This is a genomic window from Citrobacter sp. RHB35-C17 (assembly GCF_013816795.1).
GTDB lineage: Bacteria > Pseudomonadota > Gammaproteobacteria > Enterobacterales > Enterobacteriaceae > Citrobacter_A > Citrobacter_A amalonaticus.
Map to the genome: position 1 here is coordinate 557,244 of NZ_CP057150.1, position 24,841 is coordinate 582,084.

Below are 24,841 nucleotides of genomic sequence, written 5' to 3' on the forward strand. Positions count from 1 at the left end.
CATGGATAAATTTCGTGTACAAGGGCCAACCCGGCTCGAGGGCGAAGTCACAATTTCTGGCGCGAAAAACGCCGCTCTGCCGATCCTTTTCGCGGCGTTGCTGGCGGAAGAGCCGGTAGAGATCCAGAACGTCCCGAAACTGAAGGACGTTGATACCTCGATGAAACTGCTGAGTCAGCTTGGCGCCAAAGTGGAACGCAATGGCTCCGTGCACATCGATGCCCGCGACGTTAATGTTTTCTGCGCACCGTATGACCTGGTAAAAACCATGCGCGCATCAATTTGGGCGCTGGGACCGTTGGTGGCCCGTTTTGGTCAGGGCCAGGTTTCTTTGCCTGGCGGTTGCACGATCGGCGCACGTCCGGTTGACTTGCATATCACCGGTCTGGAGCAACTGGGCGCCACGATCACGCTGGAAGAAGGCTATGTGAAAGCCTCCGTGGATGGTCGTCTGAAAGGTGCGCATATCGTCATGGATAAAGTCAGCGTTGGCGCAACGGTCACCATCATGTGTGCTGCCACGCTGGCGGAAGGCACCACCATCATTGAAAACGCCGCACGTGAACCAGAAATTGTCGACACGGCCAACTTCCTGATTGCTCTGGGAGCGAAAATTTCCGGCCAGGGTACCGATCGTATCACCATCGAAGGCGTAGAACGTCTGGGCGGTGGTGTCTATCGCGTATTGCCGGACCGTATCGAAACCGGGACTTTCCTGGTCGCAGCGGCAATTTCTCGCGGCAAAATCCTCTGTCGTAACGCGCAGCCGGATACGCTGGACGCGGTACTGGCGAAACTGCGCGATGCCGGCGCGGATATCGACGTGGGTGAAGACTGGATTAGCCTCGACATGCACGGTAAACGTCCGAAAGCTGTCAACGTGCGCACTGCACCGCACCCGGCATTCCCGACGGACATGCAGGCCCAGTTCACGCTGCTGAACCTGGTAGCGGAAGGGACCGGATTCATCACGGAAACCGTGTTTGAAAACCGCTTTATGCACGTGCCTGAGCTGAGCCGTATGGGCGCTCATGCCGAAATCGAAAGCAATACCGTGATTTGTCACGGTGTGGATAAGCTCTCCGGTGCGCAGGTGATGGCAACGGATCTGCGTGCGTCGGCCAGTCTGGTGCTGGCGGGATGTATTGCAGAAGGGACGACGGTCGTGGATCGTATTTATCATATCGATCGCGGATACGAGCGTATCGAAGATAAACTGCGCGCCCTGGGTGCCAATATCGAGCGCGTGAAAGCCGAATAAGCGTCAATGAAAGCAGTAGCCCCATTGCCAATGGCTGGGGCTACTGCTTTGTGCCTTACTCTACATCCTGCTTGTCACGACGTGACGCCCGCATCATGCGCGTTCTGTCGATAAACGCATGAGTTTTTGCGTCATGGTATCGTGAAGGCCAGATCACCCAGGGATCCGTTCCGAGCGCTTTCGCAATGATCAGCTCGCCTTTCGGCCATGGTCGGGTTAAGGCGTTTGCCAGCGTGGAGGAACTTAATCCGTTTCTGCGTGACTCGGCAGCCATTGATGTCCCTCTTTTACGTAATCCAGCAATGATATCTGCCGGATGCCAGTCAATGAGTTTGCTCTCCATTTATCCCCTCGTTTATGGTCATTCATCGTTGATTTGCACCATCAATTTGCAGAAGACACTATACTCCCAGAGAATTGTTGTTCTAATATGTTCAAGTAAAGAGTTTGAATATTCAGAATTTATTAAGAGTTATTGCTTTGCTTGCAGCGGAATAGAGAGATTCGGCGGGTTTTATTAGATCTTTTATGAATCATCCCGCGCAGAGTGGCGGGATGATTCCATCGTTATTAGCGATCGCGCTGGACGGCGATATGCGCCAGGCCGATCAACGCTTCGCGCCATTGGGAATCCGGCAGCACCTGCAGCGCGGCGATGGCTTTGTCAGCCTCTTCTTCCGCACGCTGACGTGTCCATTCCAGTGAGCCGCAGGCGTTCATCGCTTCCAGCACGGGCTCCAGAAGATGTCGGCCATTGCCTTGCTCGATCGCATGGCGAATCATTTGTGCCTGCTCTGGCGTACCGTTACGCATCGCATGCAGCAGCGGTAACGTCGGTTTGCCTTCGTTCAGGTCATCACCGACATTTTTACCGAGCTGTTCGCCGTCGGCGTTATAGTCCAGCAGATCGTCAATCAACTGGAATGCAGTGCCCAGATAGCGACCATAGTCCTGCAGTCCTTTTTCCTCGGCTTCACTACAGCCCGCGAGGAGACCGGAACACTGCGCCGCCGCTTCAAACAGACGCGCTGTTTTACTGTAGATCACCCGCATATAGCTGTCTTCCGTAATGTCTGGGTCGTTAACATTCATTAACTGCAGGACTTCACCTTCAGCAATGACGTTCACAGCTTCAGACATCACCTCCAGCACTTTCAGCGAGCCGAGGCTGGTCATCATCTGGAAAGCTCGGGTATAGATAAAATCGCCAACCAGCACGCTGGCGGCATTACCAAACGCGGCGTTCGCAGTGGCTTTACCCCGGCGCATATCGGATTCATCCACCACATCGTCATGAAGCAGGGTGGCGGTGTGGATAAATTCGATCAATGCCGCGATCGTGACATGGGCATTTCCCTGATAGCCAACGGCGCGCGCCGCGAGGACGGCAATCATCGGGCGAATGCGTTTACCGCCACCGCTCACAATGTAATAGCCTAACTGATTGATCAGTTGGACGTCGGAATTAAGCTGTTCAAGGATTGTCGCATTGACACCCGCCATATCTTGCGCGGTTAACTCGTTGATTTTTTCTAAATTCATCGCAAAAGCCGGGCTTTTCGCCCCGTTTACCTCATCATGCGGCAAGGTAACTTAGGGTTTAGGGTTAGAAATATATGTTGATTGTACTGAAAAAACGCCGCAGATAAACGTTACCGTACACGTTGTGTTTTTTTTCTTCATGTATTGACTGTAGCACTTGTCAAAGGCTCACGTTTTGCGTAATATTCGCGCCCTATTGTGAATATTTATAGCGCACTCTGAATCATTGAAAAGGTGTGCGCGGAAGCGGAGTTTTTTATGTACGCGGTTTTCCAAAGTGGTGGTAAACAACACCGAGTAAGCGAAGGTCAGACCGTTCGCCTGGAAAAGCTGGACATCGCAACTGGCGAATCTGTTGAATTCGCTGAAGTTCTGATGATCGCAAACGGTGAAGAAGTCAAAATCGGCGTTCCTTTCGTTGATGGCGGCGTTATCAAAGCTGAAGTTGTTGCTCACGGTCGTGGCGAGAAAGTTAAAATCGTTAAGTTTCGTCGTCGTAAACACTATCGTAAGCAGCAGGGCCATCGTCAGTGGTTCACTGATGTGAAAATTACTGGCATCAGCGCCTAAGACCTGAGGAGAGATTTAAATGGCACATAAAAAGGCTGGCGGCTCAACTCGTAACGGTCGCGATTCAGAAGCTAAACGCCTGGGCGTTAAGCGTTTCGGTGGCGAATCCGTTCTGGCGGGTAGCATCATCGTTCGTCAACGTGGTACCAAGTTCCACGCTGGCACTAACGTAGGTTGCGGTCGTGACCACACTCTGTTTGCTAAAGCAGACGGTAAAGTGAAATTTGAAGTTAAAGGCCCGAACAACCGTAAATACATCAGCATCGTTGCTGAGTAAGTTTTTCGTGGTCCGGTAACGGATAAAAGCCCCGCACCCTGTTGCGGGGCTTTTTACATTCGACGACCGGTAAATATGCTCGTGAAACCGCTTTGCACCGGATAACGAGCCCTTGCAGGGAAACGGGCATGAAGCAACAGGCTGGCATTGGTATTCTTTTGGCGCTCACAACGGCGGTATGTTGGGGGGCTTTGCCAATTGCTATGAAGCAGGTGCTGGAGGTGATGGAGCCTCCTACCATCGTTTTTTACCGTTTTTTAATCGCCAGTATTGGCCTCGGGGCGATTCTGGCCGCGAAGCGTAAGCTTCCGCCGCTGCGAATTTTTCGCAAAGCGCGCTGGCTGGTTCTGCTGGCAATTGCTACCGGTGGGCTCTTTGGCAACTTCATCCTGTTCAGCTCTTCCCTGCAGTATTTAAGCCCAACGGCTTCGCAGGTGATCGGCCAACTGTCGCCAGTGGGCATGATGGTCGCGAGCGTATTTATCCTTAAAGAGAAAATGCGCGGTACGCAGATTGTCGGCGCGATAATGCTGTTGTGCGGACTGGTGATGTTCTTCAACACCAGTCTGATCGAAATTTTTACCAGGCTGACCGATTACACCTGGGGCGTCATTTTTGGCGTCGGTGCGGCTACGGTCTGGGTAAGTTATGGTGTTGCGCAAAAGGTGTTATTGCGGCGTCTGGCATCACCGCAGATTCTGTTTTTACTGTACACTTTATGTACGATAGCGCTATTGCCGCTGGCGAAGCCCGGTGTGATAGCCCAGCTCAGTGACTGGCAGCTTGCCTGTTTAATTTTCTGTGGGCTGAATACACTGGTAGGATATGGCGCCCTGGCGGAAGCGATGGCGCGTTGGCAGGCAGCGCAGGTGAGCGCATTAATCACGCTCACCCCGCTGTTTACGCTGTTATTTTCAGATCTTTTATCTATGGCCTGGCCCGATTTCTTCGCCAGACCGATGTTAAACCTTCTCGGTTATCTCGGTGCGTTTGTCGTGGTTGCGGGCGCGATGTACTCCGCCATTGGTCATCGTATTTGGGGCGGATTACGTAAGCATGAATCGGTGGTATCGCAGCCCCGCTCAGGCGAATGATTTACGGAGAGTAAAATGAAGTTTGTTGATGAAGCAACGATTCTGGTCGTTGCAGGCGATGGCGGCAATGGTTGCGTAAGCTTCCGCCGTGAGAAATACATCCCGAAAGGCGGCCCGGACGGCGGCGATGGCGGTGATGGTGGCGACGTCTGGATGGAAGCCGACGAAAACCTGAACACCCTGATCGATTACCGTTTTGAGAAATCTTTCCGCGCAGAACGAGGCCAGAATGGCGCCAGCCGTGACTGTACCGGTAAACGCGGGAAAGATGTCACGATTAAAGTGCCGGTAGGTACGCGTGTGATCGATCAGGGCACGGGCGAAACCATGGGCGACATGACTAAGCACGGTCAGCGTCTGATGGTCGCAAAAGGCGGCTGGCACGGTCTGGGTAACACCCGTTTCAAATCTTCCGTCAACCGTACGCCACGTCAGAAAACGATGGGGACGCCGGGTGACAAGCGTGATCTGCTGCTGGAGCTGATGCTGCTGGCGGATGTGGGCATGCTGGGGATGCCAAATGCCGGTAAATCGACCTTTATCCGTGCGGTCTCTGCGGCGAAGCCTAAAGTGGCGGATTATCCGTTTACCACGCTGGTGCCGAGCCTCGGTGTTGTTCGTATGGATAACGAGAAGAGCTTCGTGGTGGCGGACATTCCGGGGCTGATTGAAGGCGCTGCGGAAGGTGCCGGTCTGGGTATCCGCTTCCTGAAACACCTTGAGCGTTGCCGCGTACTGCTGCATCTCATTGACATCGATCCTATCGACGGCTCCGATCCGGTTGAGAATGCGCGCATCATCATCGGCGAGCTGGAAAAATACAGTCAGGATCTGGCAGCTAAACCGCGCTGGTTAGTGTTCAACAAGATCGATTTGCTGGACAAAGCCGAAGCGGAAGAGAAAGCCAAAGCTATCGCGCAGGCGCTGGGCTGGGAAGATAAATACTATCTGATCTCTGCCGCCAGCCAACTGGGCGTGAAAGATCTCTGCTGGGATGTGATGACCTTTATCATCGAGAACCCGATTACTCAGGCGGAAGAAGCTAAGCAGCCAGAGAAAGTCGAGTTCATGTGGGATGATTATCATCGCCAGCAAATCGCTGAAGTGGAAGAAGAAGCGGAAGACGACTGGGATGACGACTGGGACGAAGACGACGAAGAAGGCGTCGAGTTCATCTATAAGCGTTAATCTCAGGAAAACCCCGGACATGTTGCCGGGGTTTTTGTTTTTGCGGACTCAGTTATTCTGATAGATATCTTTGTACAATCGGCTTTCAAAGCGAACCAGAGGAATGCGGCGGTTACGTTGATCGGCAGGTTCTACCGCATAACCCGACAGATATTGTACAAACGCCATCCGTTGCCCGCTGGCGGTGGTAATAAAGCCCGCCAGGTTGTACACCCCTTGCAATGATCCCGTTTTCGCTGAGACCTTACCATCGACGCCCGCCTGATGCAGACCCGCACGGTACTGCAGAGAGCCGTCATAGCCCGCCAGCGGCAACATTGAGATGAAATTCAGCTCGTTGTCATGCTGCGCGATGTATTGCAGAACCTGCATCATGGTGGCAGGGGCGATCAGGTTATGGCGCGACAGGCCGGAGCCATCGGCAATAATCGTGTTGCCAATATCGACTCCGGCTTGTTGACGCAGGATCTGCCGCACAGCATCGGAGCCCGCACGCCACGTTCCCGGTACATTAAACCGTGCGTGACCAATCATTCGGAAGACGGTGTCGGCAATCATGTTGTCCGACTTTTTCAGCATAATCTTAAGCAGATCGTGCAGCGGCGCAGATTGCTTACTGGCCACAATGGTGCCTGGCTCATTGACCTGTGTCTGGCGTAATAAGGTTCCGCTGTAGGTGATACCGGCCTGTTTGAGTTCATCTTTCAGGATCGCCCCGGCATAGCTGGCGCCGTCCTGAATGGCAAATGCCAGCGGCAGAGGGTCGGCACGCTGCGGCAGACACCCGGTCAATGTGAAGCGGTTTAAATCGCCCGGAACCACGTCCAGTTCACAATATTGCGCCTCCGCAGAGCCGCGTGGGAGTGTGCGAACCTGGCTGAACATGGTGACCGGGTAGTAAGATGCTACGCGAATATAGGCCAAATCGTTCGCTTTTTGCGCGCTGTAGAGCGAAATCGAGAAGCAGTTTCGATCGACAATGGCGGCCGCAGGCGGCGCGCTGAAGCACTGGGTCATGTCGTTCCAGGGCCATCCCGGTGCTTTATCGTGACTGGCAAAAACAGAGGTATCAATCAGGACGTTCCCGGTGATTTGCGTGACGCCTGCTTTTTTCAGGTTCGCCACCATATTCCGAATATCCTGCCTTTTTAGCGTCGGATCGGCACCAAATCGCGCCACTAAATCACCTTTGAGAACGCCCGCATCAACGCTGCCTTTGGTCTCCAGCGTGGTCGTAAAGCGGAAGTCAGGGCCAAGCTGAATTAAGGCCGCCAGCGCGGTAATCACTTTCTGCGTACTGGCAGGAAGTGCCATTTGCTGACTGTGATAATCAATTGCGGGAGTCGGGGCGCCGACCTTCTGGACCATGAGGGCAAGGTTAGCTCCGGCAGGGAGCTGGTTGATGTACTCGTCAACGTTCGCGGCCTGGACGCTGAACGCTACACTGGTGGTCAATCCGATGATAAATCTGGAAAATCGCATAATCTCGCGCTAACAACCTGGAAACAAGCCGACATACTACGGCGCAATGCCCTGGAAAGTAAACGATGACCCATAGGGAACTCCAGGGTAAAATGAGTATCAAATTAAGAATTGTAGCTGACCTGGACCTTGCGTCCGGGTCGGTATTTTTTTGCTTCTGGTCCGGGTATGACGTCATACCGGGGCAGGCTTAACAGCCGGGGCACAGCAATCGCCCCCTACAGGAATGTTCAAGAGGTATAACAAATGCAAGCGATTCCGATGACCTTACGTGGTGCAGAAAAATTACGCGAAGAGCTGGATTTTCTGAAATCTGTGCGCCGTCCTGAAATTATCGCCTCTATTGCCGAAGCGCGTGAGCATGGCGATCTGAAAGAGAATGCGGAATATCATGCGGCGCGTGAACAGCAGGGATTCTGTGAAGGTCGTATCAAAGACATCGAAGCGAAGTTGTCGAATGCTCAGGTCATCGATGTCACCAAAATGCCGAATAACGGTCGCGTTGTCTTTGGCGCGACGGTCACCGTTCTGAACCTTGATAATGACGAAGAGCAGACCTGGCGCATCGTGGGCGATGACGAAGCGGACTTCAAACAGAACCTGATTTCCGTCAATTCGCCGATTGCACGCGGCCTGATTGGCAAAGAACAGGATGACGTCGTGGTGATCAAAACGCCAGGCGGCGAAGTCGAATATGAAATCACTAAGGTAGAATACCTGTAAGTGCTTAAGATGTTGATGTATTGTAAAGAAAGGAAAAAGGCCGCATAGCGGCCTTTTATCAACGAAGAGAGCGTGGCATTTTGCTCTCCTGCTTGCGGGAAATCCCTCGTTTTACACAGGTTTTGTGTTCGACTTTAGGATATTCTTAGCGTGGCAGCGAGATTTTGCGTTCTTTACTCGGGCGATAAAGCACCAGCATTTTACCGATGACCTGTACATTACAGGCGCCGGTTTCGCGCACGATAGCGTCCACGATCAAGGTTTTTGTTTCGCGATCTTCAGACGCGACTTTCACCTTGATGAGTTCATGGTGCTCTAACGCTTGTTCAATCTCGGCCAGTACCCCTTCGGTCAAACCATTATTGCCAAGCATAACGACCGGCTTGAGCGGATGTGCCAGACCTTTCAGGTGCTGTTTTTGTTTAGTACTCAGATTCATCGTATATTTTTGCTTACGTTGGGATTGAAAACGGGTCATTCTACCGCCATCTCCCATATATCGCCAAATAGTGCGTGGAAATTTACGCCGTATGGCAACGATGTTCTGCCCCGATGGGAAAGTTAAATGACAGGTAAGAAGCGTTCTGCCAGCTCGAGTCGCTGGCTTCAGGAACACTTTAGCGATAAATATGTTCAAGAGGCACAGAAAAAGGGGTTGCGTTCCCGTGCCTGGTTTAAACTTGATGAAATACAGCAAAGTGACAAACTTTTTAAGCCGGGGATGACGGTAGTCGATCTCGGTGCTGCGCCAGGAGGCTGGTCACAGTATGTGGTCTCGCAGATTGGCGGCAAAGGCCGTATCATCGCTTGTGATCTTTTACCTATGGATCCTATCGTTGGTGTGGACTTTCTTCAGGGCGATTTTCGTGATGAACTTGTCATGAAAGCGCTGCTGGAACGCGTGGGTGACAGTAAAGTCCAGGTTGTCATGTCAGATATGGCACCAAACATGAGCGGAACACCAGCGGTGGATATCCCCCGTGCCATGTATCTGGTGGAACTGGCGTTAGAAATGTGTCGTGATGTGCTAGCGCCGGGTGGCAGTTTTGTAGTGAAGGTGTTCCAGGGCGAAGGTTTCGATGAGTACCTAAGGGAAATTCGCTCCCTGTTTACGAAGGTGAAAGTTCGTAAACCGGACTCTTCTCGCGCACGTTCGCGTGAAGTGTATATTGTAGCGACCGGGCGTAAACCATAACTGGTCGATTTCAGACGAAAGTTTGAAAGACGCTGGATATAGAGTATCCTGACGCTGTTTTTAACACAGTTGTAATAAGAGGTTAATCCCTTGAGTGACATGGCGAAAAACCTAATACTCTGGCTGGTCATTGCCGTTGTGCTGATGTCAGTATTCCAGAGCTTTGGGCCCAGCGAGTCTAATGGCCGTAAGGTGGATTACTCTACCTTCCTGCAAGAGGTCAACAACGACCAGGTTCGTGAAGCACGTATCAACGGACGTGAGATCAACGTTACCAAGAAAGATAGTAACCGTTACACGACCTACATTCCGGTAAGCGATCCGAAGCTGCTTGATAACCTGCTGACTAAGAACGTCAAGGTTGTGGGTGAACCACCAGAAGAACCGAGCCTGTTGGCTTCCATCTTCATTTCCTGGTTCCCAATGCTGCTGTTGATCGGCGTCTGGATCTTCTTTATGCGTCAGATGCAGGGCGGCGGTGGCAAAGGTGCCATGTCGTTCGGTAAGAGCAAAGCGCGCATGCTGACGGAAGATCAGATCAAAACCACGTTTGCCGACGTCGCAGGTTGTGACGAAGCGAAAGAAGAGGTTGCGGAACTGGTTGAATACCTGCGCGAGCCGAGCCGCTTCCAGAAACTGGGCGGTAAAATCCCGAAAGGCGTCCTGATGGTTGGCCCTCCGGGTACCGGTAAAACCCTGCTGGCGAAAGCCATTGCAGGTGAAGCGAAGGTTCCATTCTTTACGATTTCAGGTTCTGACTTCGTGGAAATGTTCGTCGGTGTTGGTGCATCTCGTGTGCGTGACATGTTCGAACAGGCCAAGAAAGCAGCACCGTGCATTATCTTCATCGATGAAATCGATGCCGTAGGTCGCCAGCGTGGCGCAGGTCTGGGTGGCGGTCACGATGAACGTGAACAGACTCTGAACCAGATGCTGGTTGAGATGGATGGTTTCGAAGGTAACGAAGGCATCATCGTTATTGCAGCCACTAACCGGCCGGACGTTCTTGACCCAGCACTGCTGCGTCCTGGCCGTTTCGACCGTCAGGTTGTGGTCGGCTTGCCGGATGTGCGTGGTCGTGAACAAATCCTGAAAGTACATATGCGTCGCGTACCGCTGGCGCCGGATATCGACGCGGCAATCATTGCCCGTGGTACGCCGGGCTTCTCCGGTGCGGACCTGGCGAACCTGGTGAACGAAGCGGCACTGTTTGCTGCTCGTGGCAACAAGCGCGTCGTGTCGATGGTTGAGTTCGAGAAAGCGAAAGACAAAATCATGATGGGTGCGGAACGTCGCTCCATGGTGATGACGGAAGCGCAGAAAGAATCAACCGCGTACCACGAAGCAGGCCATGCGATTATCGGTCGCCTGGTACCGGAACACGATCCGGTGCATAAAGTGACGATTATCCCGCGCGGTCGTGCGCTGGGTGTGACCTTCTTCCTGCCTGAAGGCGACGCGATCAGCGCCAGCCGCCAGAAGCTGGAAAGTCAGATCTCCACGCTGTACGGCGGTCGTCTGGCAGAAGAGATCATCTACGGTGTTGAACATGTTTCTACCGGTGCGTCGAACGACATTAAAGTGGCCACTAACCTGGCGCGTAACATGGTGACCCAGTGGGGCTTCTCCGACAAACTCGGTCCGCTGCTGTATGCGGAAGAAGAGGGCGAAGTATTCCTCGGTCGTAGCGTTGCAAAAGCGAAACATATGTCCGATGAAACCGCGCGTATCATCGACCAGGAAGTGAAAGCACTGATTGAGCGTAACTACAATCGTGCGCGCCAGCTCCTGAATGACAACATGGACATCCTGCACGCCATGAAAGATGCGCTCATGAAATATGAGACCATCGATGCGCCGCAGATTGATGACCTGATGGCTCGCCGCGATGTTCGCCCGCCAGCTGGCTGGGAAGAACCGGGCTCTAACAATTCTGACAACAATGGCACGCCTCGTGCGCCGCGCCCGGTTGATGAACCGCGCACGCCGAACCCAGGTAATACCATGTCAGAGCAGTTAGGCGACAAATAAGTTACCGTTGTTGATGACTGCGTTTAATTGAAAACCCTGGGGCTTGCTCCGGGGTTTTTTCTTATCAATTTATACCAGGGATAACACCATGAAACTCTATGCCCAGGGCACTTCACTGGATCTCAGCCATCCTCATGTGATGGGGATCCTTAACGTCACGCCGGACTCTTTCTCGGATGGTGGAACGCACAACACGCTGATTGAGGCAGTGAAACATGCCAATCTGATGATTAATGCCGGGGCGACTATCATTGATGTCGGCGGTGAGTCTACGCGCCCCGGTGCGGCGGATGTGAGTGTGGAAGAGGAACTGGCGCGTGTTATCCCGGTGGTTGAGGCGATTGCCCAACGTTTTGAAGTCTGGATTTCTGTTGATACCTCAAAGCCTGAAGTGATCCGCGAATCGGCAAGAGTCGGTGCTCACATCATTAACGATATTCGCTCGCTCTCTGAACCCGGCGCGCTGGAGGCGGCGGCAGAAACTGGTTTACCGGTTTGTCTGATGCATATGCAGGGACAGCCGAAGACCATGCAGGAAGCGCCCAAATATGAGGACGTGTTTGCCGAGGTAAATCGCTACTTTATTGAGCAAATAGCACGTTGTGAAAGGGCAGGCATCGCAAAAGAGAAATTGTTGCTCGACCCGGGATTCGGTTTCGGTAAAAATCTCTCCCATAACTATACATTACTGGCGCGACTGGCTGAATTTCACCATTTTAACCTGCCGCTGCTGGTGGGAATGTCACGTAAATCGATGGTGGGCCAACTGCTCAATGTGGGCCCATCAGAGCGTCTGAGCGGTAGCCTTGCCTGTGCGGTCATTGCTGCTATGCAGGGGGCGCAGATCATTCGTGTCCATGACGTCAAAGAAACCGTAGAAGCGATGCGTGTGGTGGAAGCCACATTGTCCGCAAAGGAAAACAAACGCTATGAGTAACCGTAAATATTTTGGCACTGATGGGATCCGGGGCCGTGTGGGCGATGCGCCGATTACGCCTGATTTTGTACTGAAGTTGGGCTGGGCGGCCGGTAAAGTCCTGGCGCGCCACGGCTCGCGTAAAATCATCATCGGCAAAGATACCCGTATTTCCGGTTACATGCTGGAGTCAGCACTTGAAGCGGGTCTGGCGGCAGCAGGGTTGTCCGCCTCGTTTACGGGCCCAATGCCGACGCCTGCAGTTGCTTACCTGACGCGTACTTTCCGCGCCGAAGCCGGGATTGTGATCTCCGCATCGCATAACCCGTTCTATGACAACGGTATTAAATTCTTCTCCATCGACGGTACCAAACTACCCGACGCCGTCGAAGAAGCCATTGAAGCGGAGATGGAAAAAGAGATCACCTGTGTGGACTCCGCTGAGCTCGGTAAAGCCAGCCGCATCGTTGATGCAGCAGGGCGCTACATTGAATTTTGCAAAGGCACCTTTCCGAACGAGTTAAGCCTGAACGAACTTAAAATTGTGGTGGATTGCGCTAACGGGGCAACCTACCACATTGCGCCTAACGTGCTGCGTGAACTGGGTGCGAAAGTGATTACCATTGGCTGTGAGCCCAATGGCGTGAATATTAACGAAGAAGTCGGTGCCACCGATGTGCGTGCCTTGCAGGCCCGCGTGCTCGCGGAAAAAGCCGATCTGGGTATCGCGCTGGATGGCGACGGTGACCGCGTGATCATGGTTGACCATGAAGGCAATAAAGTCGATGGCGATCAGATCATGTATATCATCGCCCGTGAAGCCCTGCGTCAGGGACAACTGCGCGGTGGCGCGGTCGGGACGCTGATGAGCAATATGGGGCTGGAACTGGCGCTCAAGCAACTCGGCATTCCGTTTACCCGTGCGAAAGTCGGTGACCGCTACGTGCTGGAAAAAATGCAGGAAAAAGGCTGGCGTATCGGGGCGGAAAACTCTGGTCACGTCATTCTGCTGGATAAAACCACCACCGGTGACGGCATTGTTGCCGGTTTGCAGGTAGTAGCGGCGATGGTGCGTAACCACATGAGCCTTCACGATCTCTGCAGCGGCATGAAAATGTTCCCGCAGATCCTGGTAAATGTGCGTTACACCGCCGGTAGCGGCGATCCGCTGGAAAATGATACGGTGAAAGCCGTGACTGCGGACGTAGAATCTGCGCTGGGAAGTCGTGGACGTGTATTGCTGCGTAAATCGGGCACTGAGCCGTTAATCCGCGTGATGGTTGAAGGCGAAGATGAAGCCCAGGTGACCGAGTTTGCCCATCGCATTGCGGATGCGGTTAAAGCGGTGTAATACAGACTTAACTGCATAAAAAGGCGGCATTTGCTGCCTTTTTATTAAAGGGAAACCCGGCTTTTGCTGTTTTTTTCCGCAGTTGATACAATGCACTAAAATTGCCCTTGCGAAGGTCATTCGCTTTGGTTAGTATTCACACCCGCTTCAGTGGGAAACAGTAAAATATCCCGCTTTATTGGTTAGAAGCAATTGGTATGCGGCAACTCCGCAAGGAACAGGTTGATTATGTACGAAGCTCTTTTGGTAGTTTTCCTTATTGTGGCAATTGCCCTTGTGGGCTTGATCATGCTGCAGCAAGGTAAAGGCGCTGATATGGGAGCCTCCTTCGGAGCAGGCGCTTCCGCTACGCTGTTTGGTTCAAGTGGTTCTGGTAACTTCATGACCCGTATGACGGCTGTGCTGGCGACGTTGTTCTTTATCATCAGTCTGGTGCTGGGCAATATCAACAGCAACAAAACCAATAAAGGAAGTGAGTGGGAAAATCTGAGCGCGCCGGCGAAAACTGAACAGCCTCAGCCAACTGCTCCGGCTAAGCCGACCAGCGATATCCCACAGTAAGATTTCTGTGCCGAGGTGGTGGAATTGGTAGACACGCTACCTTGAGGTGGTAGTGCCCAATAGGGCTTACGGGTTCAAGTCCCGTCCTCGGTACCAATATTCAAGCAATGGACGTCAATAGACGTCCATTGTCGTATCTGAAGCCTGCGTAATGCTGATGTCCTTCCTCATTTTTACCCGCTCCTTTGATAACCCAGAATGCATCCACGGCGATCTTACTGCTGGCTGGCGCATCAGGATGCAGATAAAAAGAACCCGGGACTAGCCCGGGCAGATATTGTCGATTAGGTTGGAGTTATTTGATAACCGTACCCTGAAAAGTCAGTCAGGAGAACATCGATACGGCTTCTCTGTGCGGACTGAGACTGTTTCCAGAATACGGTCGCTTCAGTGCGTTATCATCGACTCAAAAATGGTACTTAATACCGATATTTGCCGAGGTATCACTGTAGCTCTTCGTTCCAACCTGATGTGCAAGGTTTGTCCAGAGAGTGAGGGTGTCCGTCACCTGGCCCTCAAGACCCAGTTTCACTTCCCCGACATTGCGACTTCCAGCCTGTTCAACCCTGACGTTGTCCAGCGTGGCATTGACATTCCGGGTGTTGTGCAGCCAATTGACCTCACCGTAAACGGTAAACTGCTTACCCCTGGTTTGCGCATTCAGCGTGTCGTACGAAAGATTCAGACCAAGACGTGTTTGGGTGCCGGCGCTACCGTCAACTCGCGTACCGTTCACTTCCTGATGAGGATCGGCTTTAATGCCACTCCAGATGACCTGTGCCTGCGGGGTGATGAAAAGCGAGCCATTAGCGCTCTGGTGCAGCGGTTGACGATAGCCACTCTCCAGTGAACCGCTCAGACCACTGATGTTATAACTTTCGCTCGCCACTCCATCGCCATTCACCGATGCGCGAAACGCACTGTATTGCAACCAGCTATCGATATACAGGCCGTTGCGGGACTCTGAGTTTTGATACCAGGTGGCGTAAGTGCCCACGCTGTAGCCATGGAGGCTATTTTTGGCGTCATAATGTGTTTTTGTGGATTGCGTATTCCCGCGGCTGTAGCCATAACCCGCCATGATGCCTACACCGAGTCTATCCTGTTCGCTGAATTGACCACTCCACAGTTCACCGCCTCCCTGAATGACATAGCTGTTTCCGCGCATCTGCAACTGACCGCTGCCGTCTTGTGATTCACTACGGAACGCCTGTTGCCGTAACCATATACTGGAATCTTGTGCCCGACCTTCACGATCTTTCAGGGTATGGCTGAAAAGACGATTTGCCGCTGCCATGTTGGCGAGATAGGCCCCGGCTTCCGGGCGATAAATTTGCGGTTTCTGCTCGGTTTCCGCAGCGGGCGATGGAGGTGCAACTGGCGTGTCATTGCCCGGTATTTCTGGTGATTCTGGTTCTTCAGGATCGTTGACCGGTATTTCCGGTTCCACAGGGTCCTCTGGCTCTGGTTCTGGAGCCAGTGCAGAGCGCAAATACCAGTCACCCTCATCCTGATGCAGGAAATATTCGTATGCCCCCGGCCAGAGCGCGATTTTCAAGCGTAAACAGGCCATCTGATTGCCCGCCCACGCTTATCACTTCTATACCATTTACCGTTGTGGTGCCGGACCCATGGAAATTGTTTACATACAGTCTGGTGGTTCCGGCAGTATCACCTGTCACGACCAGTTTGTCGGTTGCTGAGCTATCATCGCCCAGCGCAGTATTCATGATTAACGTACCGCCACCCAGATAATTTCCGACAGTAATGGTTTTGAAGACGCCGTTCTCCCCCGGTGGAGTAAATGCCACTGTGCCTGTATTCGTCAGGCTCGTAATGTCGGAATCCCCTGACACATTCCAGCGGCTGGTCTCATCCAGCGCCATACTGTACCCGCGAACAATACGACCGGTCATTGTTGATGAACCATTCAGGGCGATATTCAGCGCCGTGGCATTAGCAGAACGCGAAACCGCATCACCAAAAATGTGCGAATTGTCGTTGGCAGCGACGTTCACCACACCGGACTGGTACGCGCCGTTGTCTTCGACACTGACCGCTGTACCTGCCTCTCCGCCGCTACGTCCCGTCAGCGTCGAGCGGGTTAAATCAAGATTAAGGTCGGTATTAATCGTTCGCACTGCGTAGCCATCCCGGGTTTCAATATGGCTTTCAACCATCGGTAACGCGCTGCTGGAGCTTATTGTCTGGTAGCCGACCAGCAAACCATGACTATTATTACCTGTCATGTTTATGCTGTTCTGATTGAATCTGATATCCGGGCTTCCGCCGAGAAACATCCCCGTCGAGTTATTGCCTGAAACTTGTGCTGTCAGGTTGTCAATATGGGCTGTGGCCTCATAAATATACGCACCAACACTGACGGCCGTAGAGTTATCACCTCTAAGCGTGAGTCGAATATCATTCAGGTAGGTTTTAGACCGGGTATTTTCCACACCGATACTGTCTTTACCATTCATGGTAATATCGATGTCTGTGGCGGTCAGGATTGTTGTCTGGGGTAAACCGCTCCCCCTCTGGGCAGCGATAATCCCGGTTGAGCGGTATCCGTGAGATGTGATATCGATGTTATCCAGTGTCAACTCTGTATTATCTATGACTTGCGCCCCTACGCCGGAGTAACCAAACGTCTCAATGGAAGAATTGGAGAGTGAAGAGGCAACATTTGCAGTTGCATCAATATAAAGTCCATGTGATCCCAGACCGCGTGTGACAATAGTGAGATTGTTCATCGCTGCGGAGACATTTCCGTGAGTGACAGTCACGGCATTTGACTGATAACCTCTTGTTTCAATCGAGAGGTTATTTAATGTGGCTCTGGTTGCAAGATCGCTCGGGGCCAGAGCATTCGAGACGGTAATGGCTGCCGGATTCGGCGGTAATGATGAGCTTGAATCATCCCCGTTATCCAGAACAGTAATCCGACTGTTCTCAATATTCAGCGTGGCGCCGCCGGTGACCTTAATTCCTGTATCATCTAAACCGTAGCTATCTCCACGAATGGTGATATCAGAATCATTGTTTATATCCAGGTGCGAGCCGGTGCCAGTAACCTTCACGCCTCGCCCAGTGGAGACTGTACTGTTGCTGATAACCGCAGATGCACCATTACTTACTTCGCCAAGATAGGCATAACTCCATAGTGATGTATTGGCAATATTTAATAGACTTCCAGCATCCTGAGCCAAAAAAAGCCGATCGTGATAAGAGCCTGACTGTGTGGTTGAAGTCAGACTGGCTGTCGAATTCGACAATCGAATTTCCCCACCTCCATATGCTCTCAAAAGCGTATATGTCGCACCATAAAGCGTACGGTCAGCATAAATCTCCACGTTGTTACCGCTGATGATACCTCCGGTGCGGTAAGCGTCCAGAACAACAGTGGAGGCGGTATTCGTATATTGTCCACCTGGCGTTAAGGTTATTGTCTGGTTCGCGCCAGCCATAACGGTACCATCGTTGACCGCGATAGCCTTCCACGGTGCTAACGCCATCATGATCGTTATAGTAAGCATTTTTATTTTCAGACAATTATTTTCATTATAACTATACATAAGCAACATCCTTTTGCTTCTTCATTAACAATTGATTCAGATAATTACCAAATTGGTTTAATCTTCATCGTTTATGAAAAGAATATCGAGGATGACTTTTTGAGTGCAAATATAAAAATCCGAAAATCAGCGTTGAAGAACAATTTTCATTAGTTACGAGGTGAATGAAATACAGGATGAATAAATAAAAATTCGCTCAATTGGGAATAGAATAATATTATTATCAATAATCCCAGGAGTGCTTTTTTGCTGTTACATTCTGATGTGTAGAAATCCTCTACTATATCCAGCAGATATCATTAATAAGTTATGCTCCATGGGATTGCACTTATCTGGCATAGATAAAAAAGGCCGCTTTCGCGGCCTTCATTTAATAATCAAATCGTTACTTCGCTTTGTTTTCCAGATTTTCAACCTGGGGCAAACCAGTAGCCGAAGAGGCAGAAAGCAGCCCTGACTGTGCATAGCCGAACAGCTTCTCCCGGGTATCGGTGATGTCCAGGTTACGCATGGTCAACTGCCCAATACGATCGTCCGGTGAGAACACGGAGTCACCTTTCTCCATTGTCAGACGCTCTGGCTTGTAGGTCAGGTTGTCGGACACGGTATTGAGGATCGAATAGTCGTTGCCGCGACGCAGTTCCAGCGTCACTTCACCGGTAATCTGGCTGGCGACCCAACGCTGCAGACCATCACGCAACATCAGCGCCTGAGAGTCGAACCAACGGCCCTGATAGAGCAGGCGACCTAACTGACGGCCGTGGGCGTGGTACTGCTCAATGGTGTCTTCGTTGTGGATACCAGTCAGCAGACGCTCATAGGCGATATGCAGCAGCGCCATCCCAGGGGCTTCGTAAATACCGCGGCTTTTGGCTTCAATAATACGGTTTTCAATCTGGTCACTCATTCCCAGTCCGTGACGCCCGCCGATGCGGTTCGCTTCCAGCATCATTTCCACATCGTCACTGAAGGTCTTACCATTCAGCGCGACCGGATGACCCTGTTCGAAGCGAATGGTGACTTCTTCCGCGGCGATCTTCACGTTCTCATCCCAGAACTTCACGCCCATGATTGGGTTGACGATCTTAACACTTGAGTTCAGAAACTCGAGGTCTTTGGCTTCGTGCGTCGCGCCGAGCATGTTGGAGTCCGTGGAGTAGGCCTTTTCGACGGACATTTTGTAGTCGAAACCGCAGGCGATCATAAACTCAGACATCTCATGACGACCGCCCAGTTCATCGATAAAGTCCGTATCCAGCCACGGTTTGTAGATCTGTAGTTCAGCGTTGGTCAGCAGGCCATAGCGATAGAAACGCTCGATGTCGTTTCCTTTATAGGTACTGCCGTCGCCCCAGATATTGACGCCGTCTTCTTTCATCGCTGCAACCAGCATAGTGCCGGTGACAGCACGACCGAGCGGCGTAGTATTGAAATAGGTGAGCCCACCAGTGGTGTTATGGAATGCCCCACACTGAATCGCGGCGATACCTTCAGCAACCAGTTGTTTACGGCAGTCGATCAGTCGAGCGTTCTCTGCACCGTATTCCATTGCACGACGAGGGATCTCATCATAGTCCTCCTCGTCTGGCTGACCCAGGTTCGCAGTATATGCATATGGGACAGCCCCTTTTTGTCGCATCCACAGCAGTGCCGCGCTGGTGTCCAGACCGCCGGAAAAAGCGATACCAATACGTTGACCTACCGGAAGATGCTTGAGAATCGTCGTCATAAAATAAAACCCTGCTTGATAGACTGATGGTGAGTTCGGCTTTCTGCTCTCAGTGCATGTTTATGCAAAATAAATGAGTTTTCATTTAATCATCTTTTTACGGAGACAGGAAGAGTTTCGTGTTTATTTCCGTAAATTACGCTGATGACGGCATGTCAGGTTATGTCGTTAACAAGGTTGACACAATGGGGGGGTAATCAATATAATACGCGCAGATTTTACGTCCCGTCCTCGGTACCAAATCCCAGCAGTATTTGCATCTTTTACCCAAAACGAGTAAAATTTGCCACGTTTCAGGCGCGGGGTGGAGCAGCCTGGTAGCTCGTCGGGCTCATAACCCGAAGGTCGTCGGTTCAAATCCGGCCCCCGCAACCACTTTCCCTTAGAGTTCTTTTTCAAATATACTGTGAAGACCATGGCCTTCGTAGCTGGATTTGAAAAAAAATTCTTTCGGAAGGTTCTCCAGACCGCAGTTGCGGTTATAGGGTTCAGTTATCTAAAGCCCCGATTTATCGGGGTTTTTTGTTATCTGACTACAGAATAACTGGGCTTTAGGCCCTTTTTTTATGTCTTGGGGGTGGGCTTGTCCACATTAGAGCAAAAATTAACAGAGATGATTACAGCGCCAGTTGAGGCCTTAGGTTACGAACTGGTCGGCATCGAATTTATTCGCGGTCGCACATCCACACTGCGCATCTATATTGATAGTGAAGATGGCATCAATGTTGATGATTGTGCTGATGTGAGCCACCAGGTGAGCGCAGTTCTGGACGTTGAAGATCCTATTACTGTGGCTTACAACCTGGAAGTCTCCTCACCGGGTCTCGACCGCCCAATGTTCACTGCTGAACACTATGTGCGTTTCCTGGGTGAAGAAGTTTCGCTGGTACTCCGCATGGCGGTACAGAACCGCCGTAAATGGCAGGGCGTTATCAAAGCGGTAGATGGTGAAATGATCACCGTCACAGTCGAAGGAAAAGATGAAGTGTTCGCGCTGAGTAATATCCAGAAGGCGAACCTGGTTCCCCACTTTTAACAGTCTGGATGAGGTGAAAAGCCCGCGATGAACAAAGAAATTTTGGCTGTTGTTGAAGCCGTATCCAATGAAAAGGCGCTGCCACGCGAGAAAATTTTTGAAGCGTTGGAAAGTGCGCTGGCTACAGCGACAAAGAAAAAATATGAACAAGAGATTGACGTTCGCGTAGAAATCGATCGTAAAAGCGGTGATTTTGACACTTTCCGTCGTTGGGTGATTGTTGAAGAAGTGACCCAGCCGACGAAAGAAATCACGCTGGAAGCCGCACGTTTTGAAGACGAAAGCCTGAACCTGGGCGATTACGTTGAAGATCAGATTGAATCTGTGACCTTTGACCGTATCACTACCCAGACCGCAAAACAGGTTATCGTACAGAAGGTTCGTGAAGCTGAACGCGCGATGGTTGTTGATCAGTTCCGTGAACACGAAGGTGAAATCATCACCGGCGTGGTGAAGAAAGTGAACCGCGACAATATCTCTTTGGATCTGGGCAGCAATGCTGAAGCGGTGATCCTGCGCGAAGACATGCTGCCGCGTGAAAACTTCCGCCCTGGCGACCGTATTCGTGGCGTTCTTTACTCTGTTCGCCCGGAAGCACGCGGCGCGCAACTGTTCGTGACCCGTTCCAAGCCGGAAATGCTGATTGAACTGTTCCGCATTGAAGTGCCGGAAATTGGCGAAGAAGTGATTGAAATTAAAGCCGCCGCTCGCGATCCGGGTTCCCGTGCGAAAATCGCGGTGAAAACCAACGACAAGCGTATCGACCCGGTCGGCGCGTGTGTTGGTATGCGTGGCGCACGCGTTCAGGCGGTTTCGACCGAGCTGGGCGGCGAGCGCATCGATATCGTCCTGTGGGATGATAACCCGGCGCAGTTCGTGATTAACGCTATGGCACCGGCTGACGTTGCGTCTATCGTGGTGGATGAAGATAAACACACCATGGATATCGCCGTTGAAGCCGGTAACCTGGCGCAAGCAATTGGACGTAATGGTCAGAACGTCCGCCTGGCTTCGCAATTAAGCGGTTGGGAACTCAACGTGATGACCGTTGATGACCTCCAGGCTAAACATCAGGCTGAAGCACATGCCGCGATCGATACCTTCACCAAATATCTCGATATTGATGAAGAGTTCGCCACTGTTCTGGTTGAAGAAGGGTTTGCCACTCTGGAAGAACTGGCCTACGTGCCAATGAAAGAACTGCTGGAAATCGATGGCCTTGATGAGCCGACCGTTGAAGCACTGCGCGAGCGTGCTAAAAACGCACTGACCACTCTGGCACTGGCCCAGGAAGAAAGCCTCGGTGATAACAAGCCGGCTGACGATCTGCTGAATCTGGAAGGATTAGATCGCGATATGGCCTTCAAACTGGCTGCCCGTGGTGTTTGTACGCTGGAAGATCTCGCCGAACAGGGCATTGATGATCTGGCTGATATCGAAGGGTTGACCGACGAAAAAGCCGGTGAGCTGATTATGGCTGCCCGTAATATTTGCTGGTTCGGCGACGAAGCGTAATAAACTGTAGCAGGAAGGAACAGCATGACAGATGTAACCGTAAAAACGCTGGCCGCAGAGATACAGACCTCCGTGGATCGCCTGGTACAGCAATTTGCTGATGCCGGTATCCCGAAGTCTGCTGATGACTCTGTGTCCGCACAAGAAAAACAGACTTTACTGGCGCACCTGAACCGTGAAAATGGTTCTGGCCCGGATAAGCTGACGCTGCAGCGTAAAACGCGTAGCACCCTGAACATTCCAGGTACCGGTGGAAAAAGCAAATCGGTACAAATCGAAGTCCGCAAGAAGCGCACCTTTGTGAAACGTGATCCGCAAGAGGCCGAACGCCTTGCCGCGGAAGAGCAAGCGCAGCGTGAAGCGGAAGAGCAGGCCCGTCGTGAGGCAGAAGAAATGGCCAAACGCGAGGCGCAACAAAAAGCTGACCGTGAGGCCGCAGAACAAGCTAAGCGTGACGCCGCTGATAAAGCGAAACGCGAAGCTGCGGAAAAAGACAAAGTGAGCAATCAACAGACTGACGATATGACCAAAACCGCCCAGGCCGAGAAAGCCCGCCGTGAGAATGAAGCTGCAGAGCTGAAGCGTAAAGCGGAAGAAGAAGCACGTCGCAAGCTTGAAGAAGAAGCGCGCCGCGTAGCGGAAGAAGCTCGCCGTATGGCGGAAGAGAACGCAGGCGTGTGGGCTGAGCAGGAAAAAGTGGAAGAAGATAAGAGCGATTATCATGTCACCACTTCTCAGCACGCTCGCCAGGCCGAAGACGAAAACGATCGTGAAGTGGAAGGCGGTCGTGGCCGTGGCCGCAACACGAAAGCGGCGCGTCCGGCGAAGAAAGGCAACAAACACGCTGAATCCAAAGCCGACCGTGAAGAAGCGCGTGCCGCGGTTCGCGGTGGTAAAGGCGGCAAACAGCGTAAAGGTTCCGCACTGCAGCAGGGCTTCCAGAAGCCTGCGCAGGCTGTTAACCGTGACGTTGTGATTGGCGAAACCATCACCGTTGGCGATCTGGCGAACAAGATGGCGGTTAAAGGCTCTCAGGTCATCAAAGCGATGATGAAGCTGGGTGCAATGGCGACCATCAACCAGGTGATCGACCAGGAAACCGCACAGCTGGTTGCCGAGGAAATGGGCCACAAAGTTATCCTGCGTCGTGAGAACGAGCTGGAAGAAGCCGTAATGAGCGACCGTGATACGGGTGCTGCGGCTGAACCGCGCGCACCGGTGGTGACCATCATGGGTCACGTTGACCACGGTAAAACGTCTCTGCTGGACTACATTCGTTCAACGAAAGTGGCCTCTGGCGAAGCGGGCGGCATTACCCAGCACATCGGTGCTTACCACGTTGAAACCGACAACGGTATGATCACCTTCCTGGACACCCCGGGCCACGCCGCGTTTACCTCCATGCGTGCTCGTGGTGCACAGGCAACGGATATCGTGGTTCTGGTTGTTGCAGCAGACGACGGCGTGATGCCGCAGACCATCGAAGCTATCCAGCACGCGAAAGCGGCGGGTGTGCCGGTTGTGGTTGCAGTAAACAAAATCGATAAGCCGGAAGCCGATCCGGATCGCGTTAAAAACGAACTGTCCCAGTACGGCATTCTGCCGGAAGAGTGGGGCGGTGAGAGCCAGTTCGTCCACGTTTCTGCAAAAGCAGGTACTGGTATCGACGAACTGCTGGATGCGATCCTGCTGCAGGCCGAAGTTCTCGAACTGAAAGCGATCCGTAAAGGGATGGCGAGCGGTGCAGTGATTGAATCCTTCCTGGATAAAGGTCGTGGCCCGGTTGCAACCGTTCTGGTGCGTGAAGGTACGCTGCACAAAGGCGATATCGTACTGTGCGGCTTCGAATACGGTCGCGTTCGTGCGATGCGTAACGAACTGGGTCAGGAAGTTCTGGAAGCAGGTCCGTCCATTCCGGTGGAAATCCTGGGTCTGTCCGGTGTTCCGGCAGCCGGTGACGAAGTGACCGTGGTACGTGACGAGAAGAAAGCACGTGAAGTTGCACTGTATCGTCAGGGCAAATTCCGTGAAGTGAAACTGGCACGTCAGCAGAAATCTAAACTCGAGAACATGTTCGCCAACATGACCGAAGGCGAAGTTCACGAAGTGAACATCGTGCTGAAGGCCGACGTTCAGGGTTCTGTGGAAGCGATCTCCGACTCCTTGCTGAAACTGTCTACCGACGAAGTGAAAGTGAAGATCATCGGTTCTGGTGTCGGTGGTATCACCGAAACCGACGCAACCCTGGCCGCAGCGTCCAACGCGATTCTGGTTGGCTTCAACGTTCGTGCGGATGCCTCTGCGCGTAAAGTGATTGAATCCGAAAGCCTGGATCTGCGCTACTACTCCGTCATCTATAACCTGATCGATGAAGTGAAAGCGGCGATGAGCGGTATGCTGTCTCCGGAACTGAAACAGCAGATCATCGGTCTGGCTGAAGTTCGTGATGTGTTCAAATCACCGAAATTTGGTGCCATCGCGGGCTGTATGGTTACCGAAGGGACGATCAAACGTCACAACCCAATCCGCGTCCTGCGTGACAACGTGGTTATCTACGAAGGCGAGCTGGAATCCCTGCGCCGCTTCAAAGATGACGTTAACGAAGTCCGTAACGGTATGGAATGTGGTATCGGCGTGAAGAACTACAACGACGTTCGCGTTGGCGATATGATCGAAGTGTTCGAGATCATCGAGATTCAACGTACCATCGCATAATCTTCGTCGTCTTTTGGGCCGCCACTGCGTTGGCTACGAGCGTTCACCCCGGTCACATAGTTATATGCTCCGGGGATTCA

General features: G+C 52.2%; 21 protein-coding genes and 2 tRNA genes. 16 read left to right on the plus strand and 7 right to left on the minus strand.

What is annotated here, in order from left to right; all coding sequences use genetic code 11:
- The first annotated feature begins 1 nt into the window (after window position 1).
- Entirely contained in the window at window positions 2-1,261 is a 1,260-nt protein-coding gene (gene murA, locus HVZ37_RS02695) for a UDP-N-acetylglucosamine 1-carboxyvinyltransferase (RefSeq protein ID WP_042998296.1), read from the plus strand.
- 55 nt (window positions 1,262-1,316) lie between these two features.
- Here murA and sfsB read toward each other — a convergent pair whose 3' ends face one another.
- Together sfsB and ispB are read right to left on the minus strand one after the other, a co-directional pair.
- Window positions 1,317-1,604 carry a DNA-binding transcriptional regulator SfsB gene (gene sfsB / locus HVZ37_RS02700; RefSeq protein ID WP_042998295.1) on the minus strand — a complete coding sequence of 96 codons (288 nt, stop codon included), beginning with the start codon at window positions 1,602-1,604 and terminating at the stop codon, window positions 1,317-1,319.
- Between the two features lie 227 nt (window positions 1,605-1,831).
- On the minus strand, window positions 1,832-2,803 hold the full coding sequence (ispB, locus tag HVZ37_RS02705; RefSeq protein WP_042998294.1) for an octaprenyl diphosphate synthase: 972 nt from the start codon (window positions 2,801-2,803) through the stop codon (window positions 1,832-1,834).
- 258 nt (window positions 2,804-3,061) lie between these two features.
- Here ispB and rplU point away from each other — a divergent pair, with 258 nt between their 5' ends.
- From rplU to cgtA, 4 genes are all read left to right on the plus strand, one after another.
- Window positions 3,062-3,373 (plus strand): 50S ribosomal protein L21, encoded by a 312-nt coding sequence (gene rplU, locus HVZ37_RS02710; protein WP_003025032.1) that lies wholly within the window; start codon window positions 3,062-3,064, stop codon window positions 3,371-3,373.
- 19 nt (window positions 3,374-3,392) lie between these two features.
- Window positions 3,393-3,650, plus strand: a complete 258-nt coding sequence (gene rpmA, locus HVZ37_RS02715) for a 50S ribosomal protein L27 (protein ID WP_003861831.1) — start codon at window positions 3,393-3,395, stop codon at window positions 3,648-3,650.
- A gap of 128 nt (window positions 3,651-3,778) precedes the next feature.
- On the plus strand, window positions 3,779-4,744 hold the full coding sequence (locus HVZ37_RS02720; RefSeq protein WP_042998293.1) for a DMT family transporter: 966 nt from the start codon (window positions 3,779-3,781) through the stop codon (window positions 4,742-4,744).
- 15 nt (window positions 4,745-4,759) lie between these two features.
- The gene (cgtA, locus tag HVZ37_RS02725; protein ID WP_042325080.1) at window positions 4,760-5,932 is read left to right on the plus strand and encodes an Obg family GTPase CgtA; all 1,173 of its coding nucleotides are present in this window, start codon (window positions 4,760-4,762) and stop codon (window positions 5,930-5,932) included.
- A gap of 48 nt (window positions 5,933-5,980) precedes the next feature.
- On the opposite strand, the gene dacB is transcribed toward cgtA, so the two are convergent.
- Window positions 5,981-7,414 carry a serine-type D-Ala-D-Ala carboxypeptidase gene (dacB, locus tag HVZ37_RS02730; RefSeq protein ID WP_044263639.1) on the minus strand — a complete coding sequence of 478 codons (1,434 nt, stop codon included), beginning with the start codon at window positions 7,412-7,414 and terminating at the stop codon, window positions 5,981-5,983.
- Between the two features lie 246 nt (window positions 7,415-7,660).
- Here dacB and greA point away from each other — a divergent pair, with 246 nt between their 5' ends.
- The gene (gene greA / locus HVZ37_RS02735) at window positions 7,661-8,137 is read left to right on the plus strand and encodes a transcription elongation factor GreA (protein ID WP_042998290.1); all 477 of its coding nucleotides are present in this window, start codon (window positions 7,661-7,663) and stop codon (window positions 8,135-8,137) included.
- Window positions 8,138-8,282: 145 nt separating this feature from the next.
- Here the strand turns inward: greA and yhbY are convergent, their stop codons facing one another.
- The gene (yhbY, locus tag HVZ37_RS02740; protein WP_041686369.1) at window positions 8,283-8,576 is read right to left on the minus strand and encodes a ribosome assembly RNA-binding protein YhbY; all 294 of its coding nucleotides are present in this window, start codon (window positions 8,574-8,576) and stop codon (window positions 8,283-8,285) included.
- 126 nt (window positions 8,577-8,702) lie between these two features.
- Here yhbY and rlmE point away from each other — a divergent pair, with 126 nt between their 5' ends.
- The 6 genes from rlmE to HVZ37_RS02770 all read left to right on the plus strand — a co-directional run bounded on the left by rlmE (window position 8,703) and on the right by HVZ37_RS02770 (window position 14,287).
- On the plus strand, window positions 8,703-9,332 hold the full coding sequence (gene rlmE / locus HVZ37_RS02745) for a 23S rRNA (uridine(2552)-2'-O)-methyltransferase RlmE (protein ID WP_042291855.1): 630 nt from the start codon (window positions 8,703-8,705) through the stop codon (window positions 9,330-9,332).
- Between the two features lie 99 nt (window positions 9,333-9,431).
- Window positions 9,432-11,363, plus strand: a complete 1,932-nt coding sequence (gene ftsH / locus HVZ37_RS02750) for an ATP-dependent zinc metalloprotease FtsH (RefSeq protein ID WP_044255934.1) — start codon at window positions 9,432-9,434, stop codon at window positions 11,361-11,363.
- Window positions 11,364-11,451: 88 nt separating this feature from the next.
- On the plus strand, window positions 11,452-12,300 hold the full coding sequence (folP, locus tag HVZ37_RS02755; RefSeq protein WP_042998288.1) for a dihydropteroate synthase: 849 nt from the start codon (window positions 11,452-11,454) through the stop codon (window positions 12,298-12,300).
- Complete coding sequence (glmM, locus tag HVZ37_RS02760) at window positions 12,293-13,630, plus strand: phosphoglucosamine mutase (protein WP_042998287.1); 1,338 nt, start codon at window positions 12,293-12,295, stop codon at window positions 13,628-13,630. Before folP ends, glmM begins: the two co-directional genes overlap by 8 nt.
- Before the next feature lie 228 nt (window positions 13,631-13,858).
- Window positions 13,859-14,191, plus strand: a complete 333-nt coding sequence (gene secG / locus HVZ37_RS02765; protein WP_042998286.1) for a preprotein translocase subunit SecG — start codon at window positions 13,859-13,861, stop codon at window positions 14,189-14,191.
- A gap of 9 nt (window positions 14,192-14,200) precedes the next feature.
- Window positions 14,201-14,287, plus strand: a tRNA-Leu gene (locus HVZ37_RS02770).
- Window positions 14,288-14,597: 310 nt separating this feature from the next.
- Here the strand turns inward: HVZ37_RS02770 and HVZ37_RS02775 are convergent.
- The 3 genes from HVZ37_RS02775 to argG all read right to left on the minus strand — a co-directional run bounded on the left by HVZ37_RS02775 (window position 14,598) and on the right by argG (window position 19,495).
- A complete protein-coding gene (locus tag HVZ37_RS02775) occupies window positions 14,598-15,764 on the minus strand; it encodes an autotransporter outer membrane beta-barrel domain-containing protein (protein ID WP_181628089.1) in 1,167 nt (388 codons plus the stop codon).
- Window positions 15,697-17,766: an autotransporter outer membrane beta-barrel domain-containing protein gene (locus tag HVZ37_RS02780; protein WP_181628090.1), complete on the minus strand. Its 2,070-nt coding sequence runs from the start codon at window positions 17,764-17,766 to the stop codon at window positions 15,697-15,699. Before HVZ37_RS02780 ends, HVZ37_RS02775 begins: the two co-directional genes overlap by 68 nt.
- A gap of 385 nt (window positions 17,767-18,151) precedes the next feature.
- A complete protein-coding gene (gene argG, locus HVZ37_RS02785) occupies window positions 18,152-19,495 on the minus strand; it encodes an argininosuccinate synthase (RefSeq protein WP_042998285.1) in 1,344 nt (447 codons plus the stop codon).
- A gap of 298 nt (window positions 19,496-19,793) precedes the next feature.
- Here argG and HVZ37_RS02790 point away from each other — a divergent pair.
- From HVZ37_RS02790 to infB, 4 genes are all read left to right on the plus strand, one after another.
- Window positions 19,794-19,870 (plus strand) — tRNA-Met (locus tag HVZ37_RS02790).
- 208 nt (window positions 19,871-20,078) lie between these two features.
- Window positions 20,079-20,531, plus strand: a complete 453-nt coding sequence (rimP, locus tag HVZ37_RS02795; RefSeq protein WP_043001756.1) for a ribosome maturation factor RimP — start codon at window positions 20,079-20,081, stop codon at window positions 20,529-20,531.
- A gap of 27 nt (window positions 20,532-20,558) precedes the next feature.
- Entirely contained in the window at window positions 20,559-22,046 is a 1,488-nt protein-coding gene (gene nusA, locus HVZ37_RS02800; protein WP_042325113.1) for a transcription termination factor NusA, read from the plus strand.
- 24 nt (window positions 22,047-22,070) lie between these two features.
- Entirely contained in the window at window positions 22,071-24,761 is a 2,691-nt protein-coding gene (gene infB / locus HVZ37_RS02805) for a translation initiation factor IF-2 (protein ID WP_058587522.1), read from the plus strand.
- Window positions 24,762-24,841: the final 80 nt, after the last annotated feature.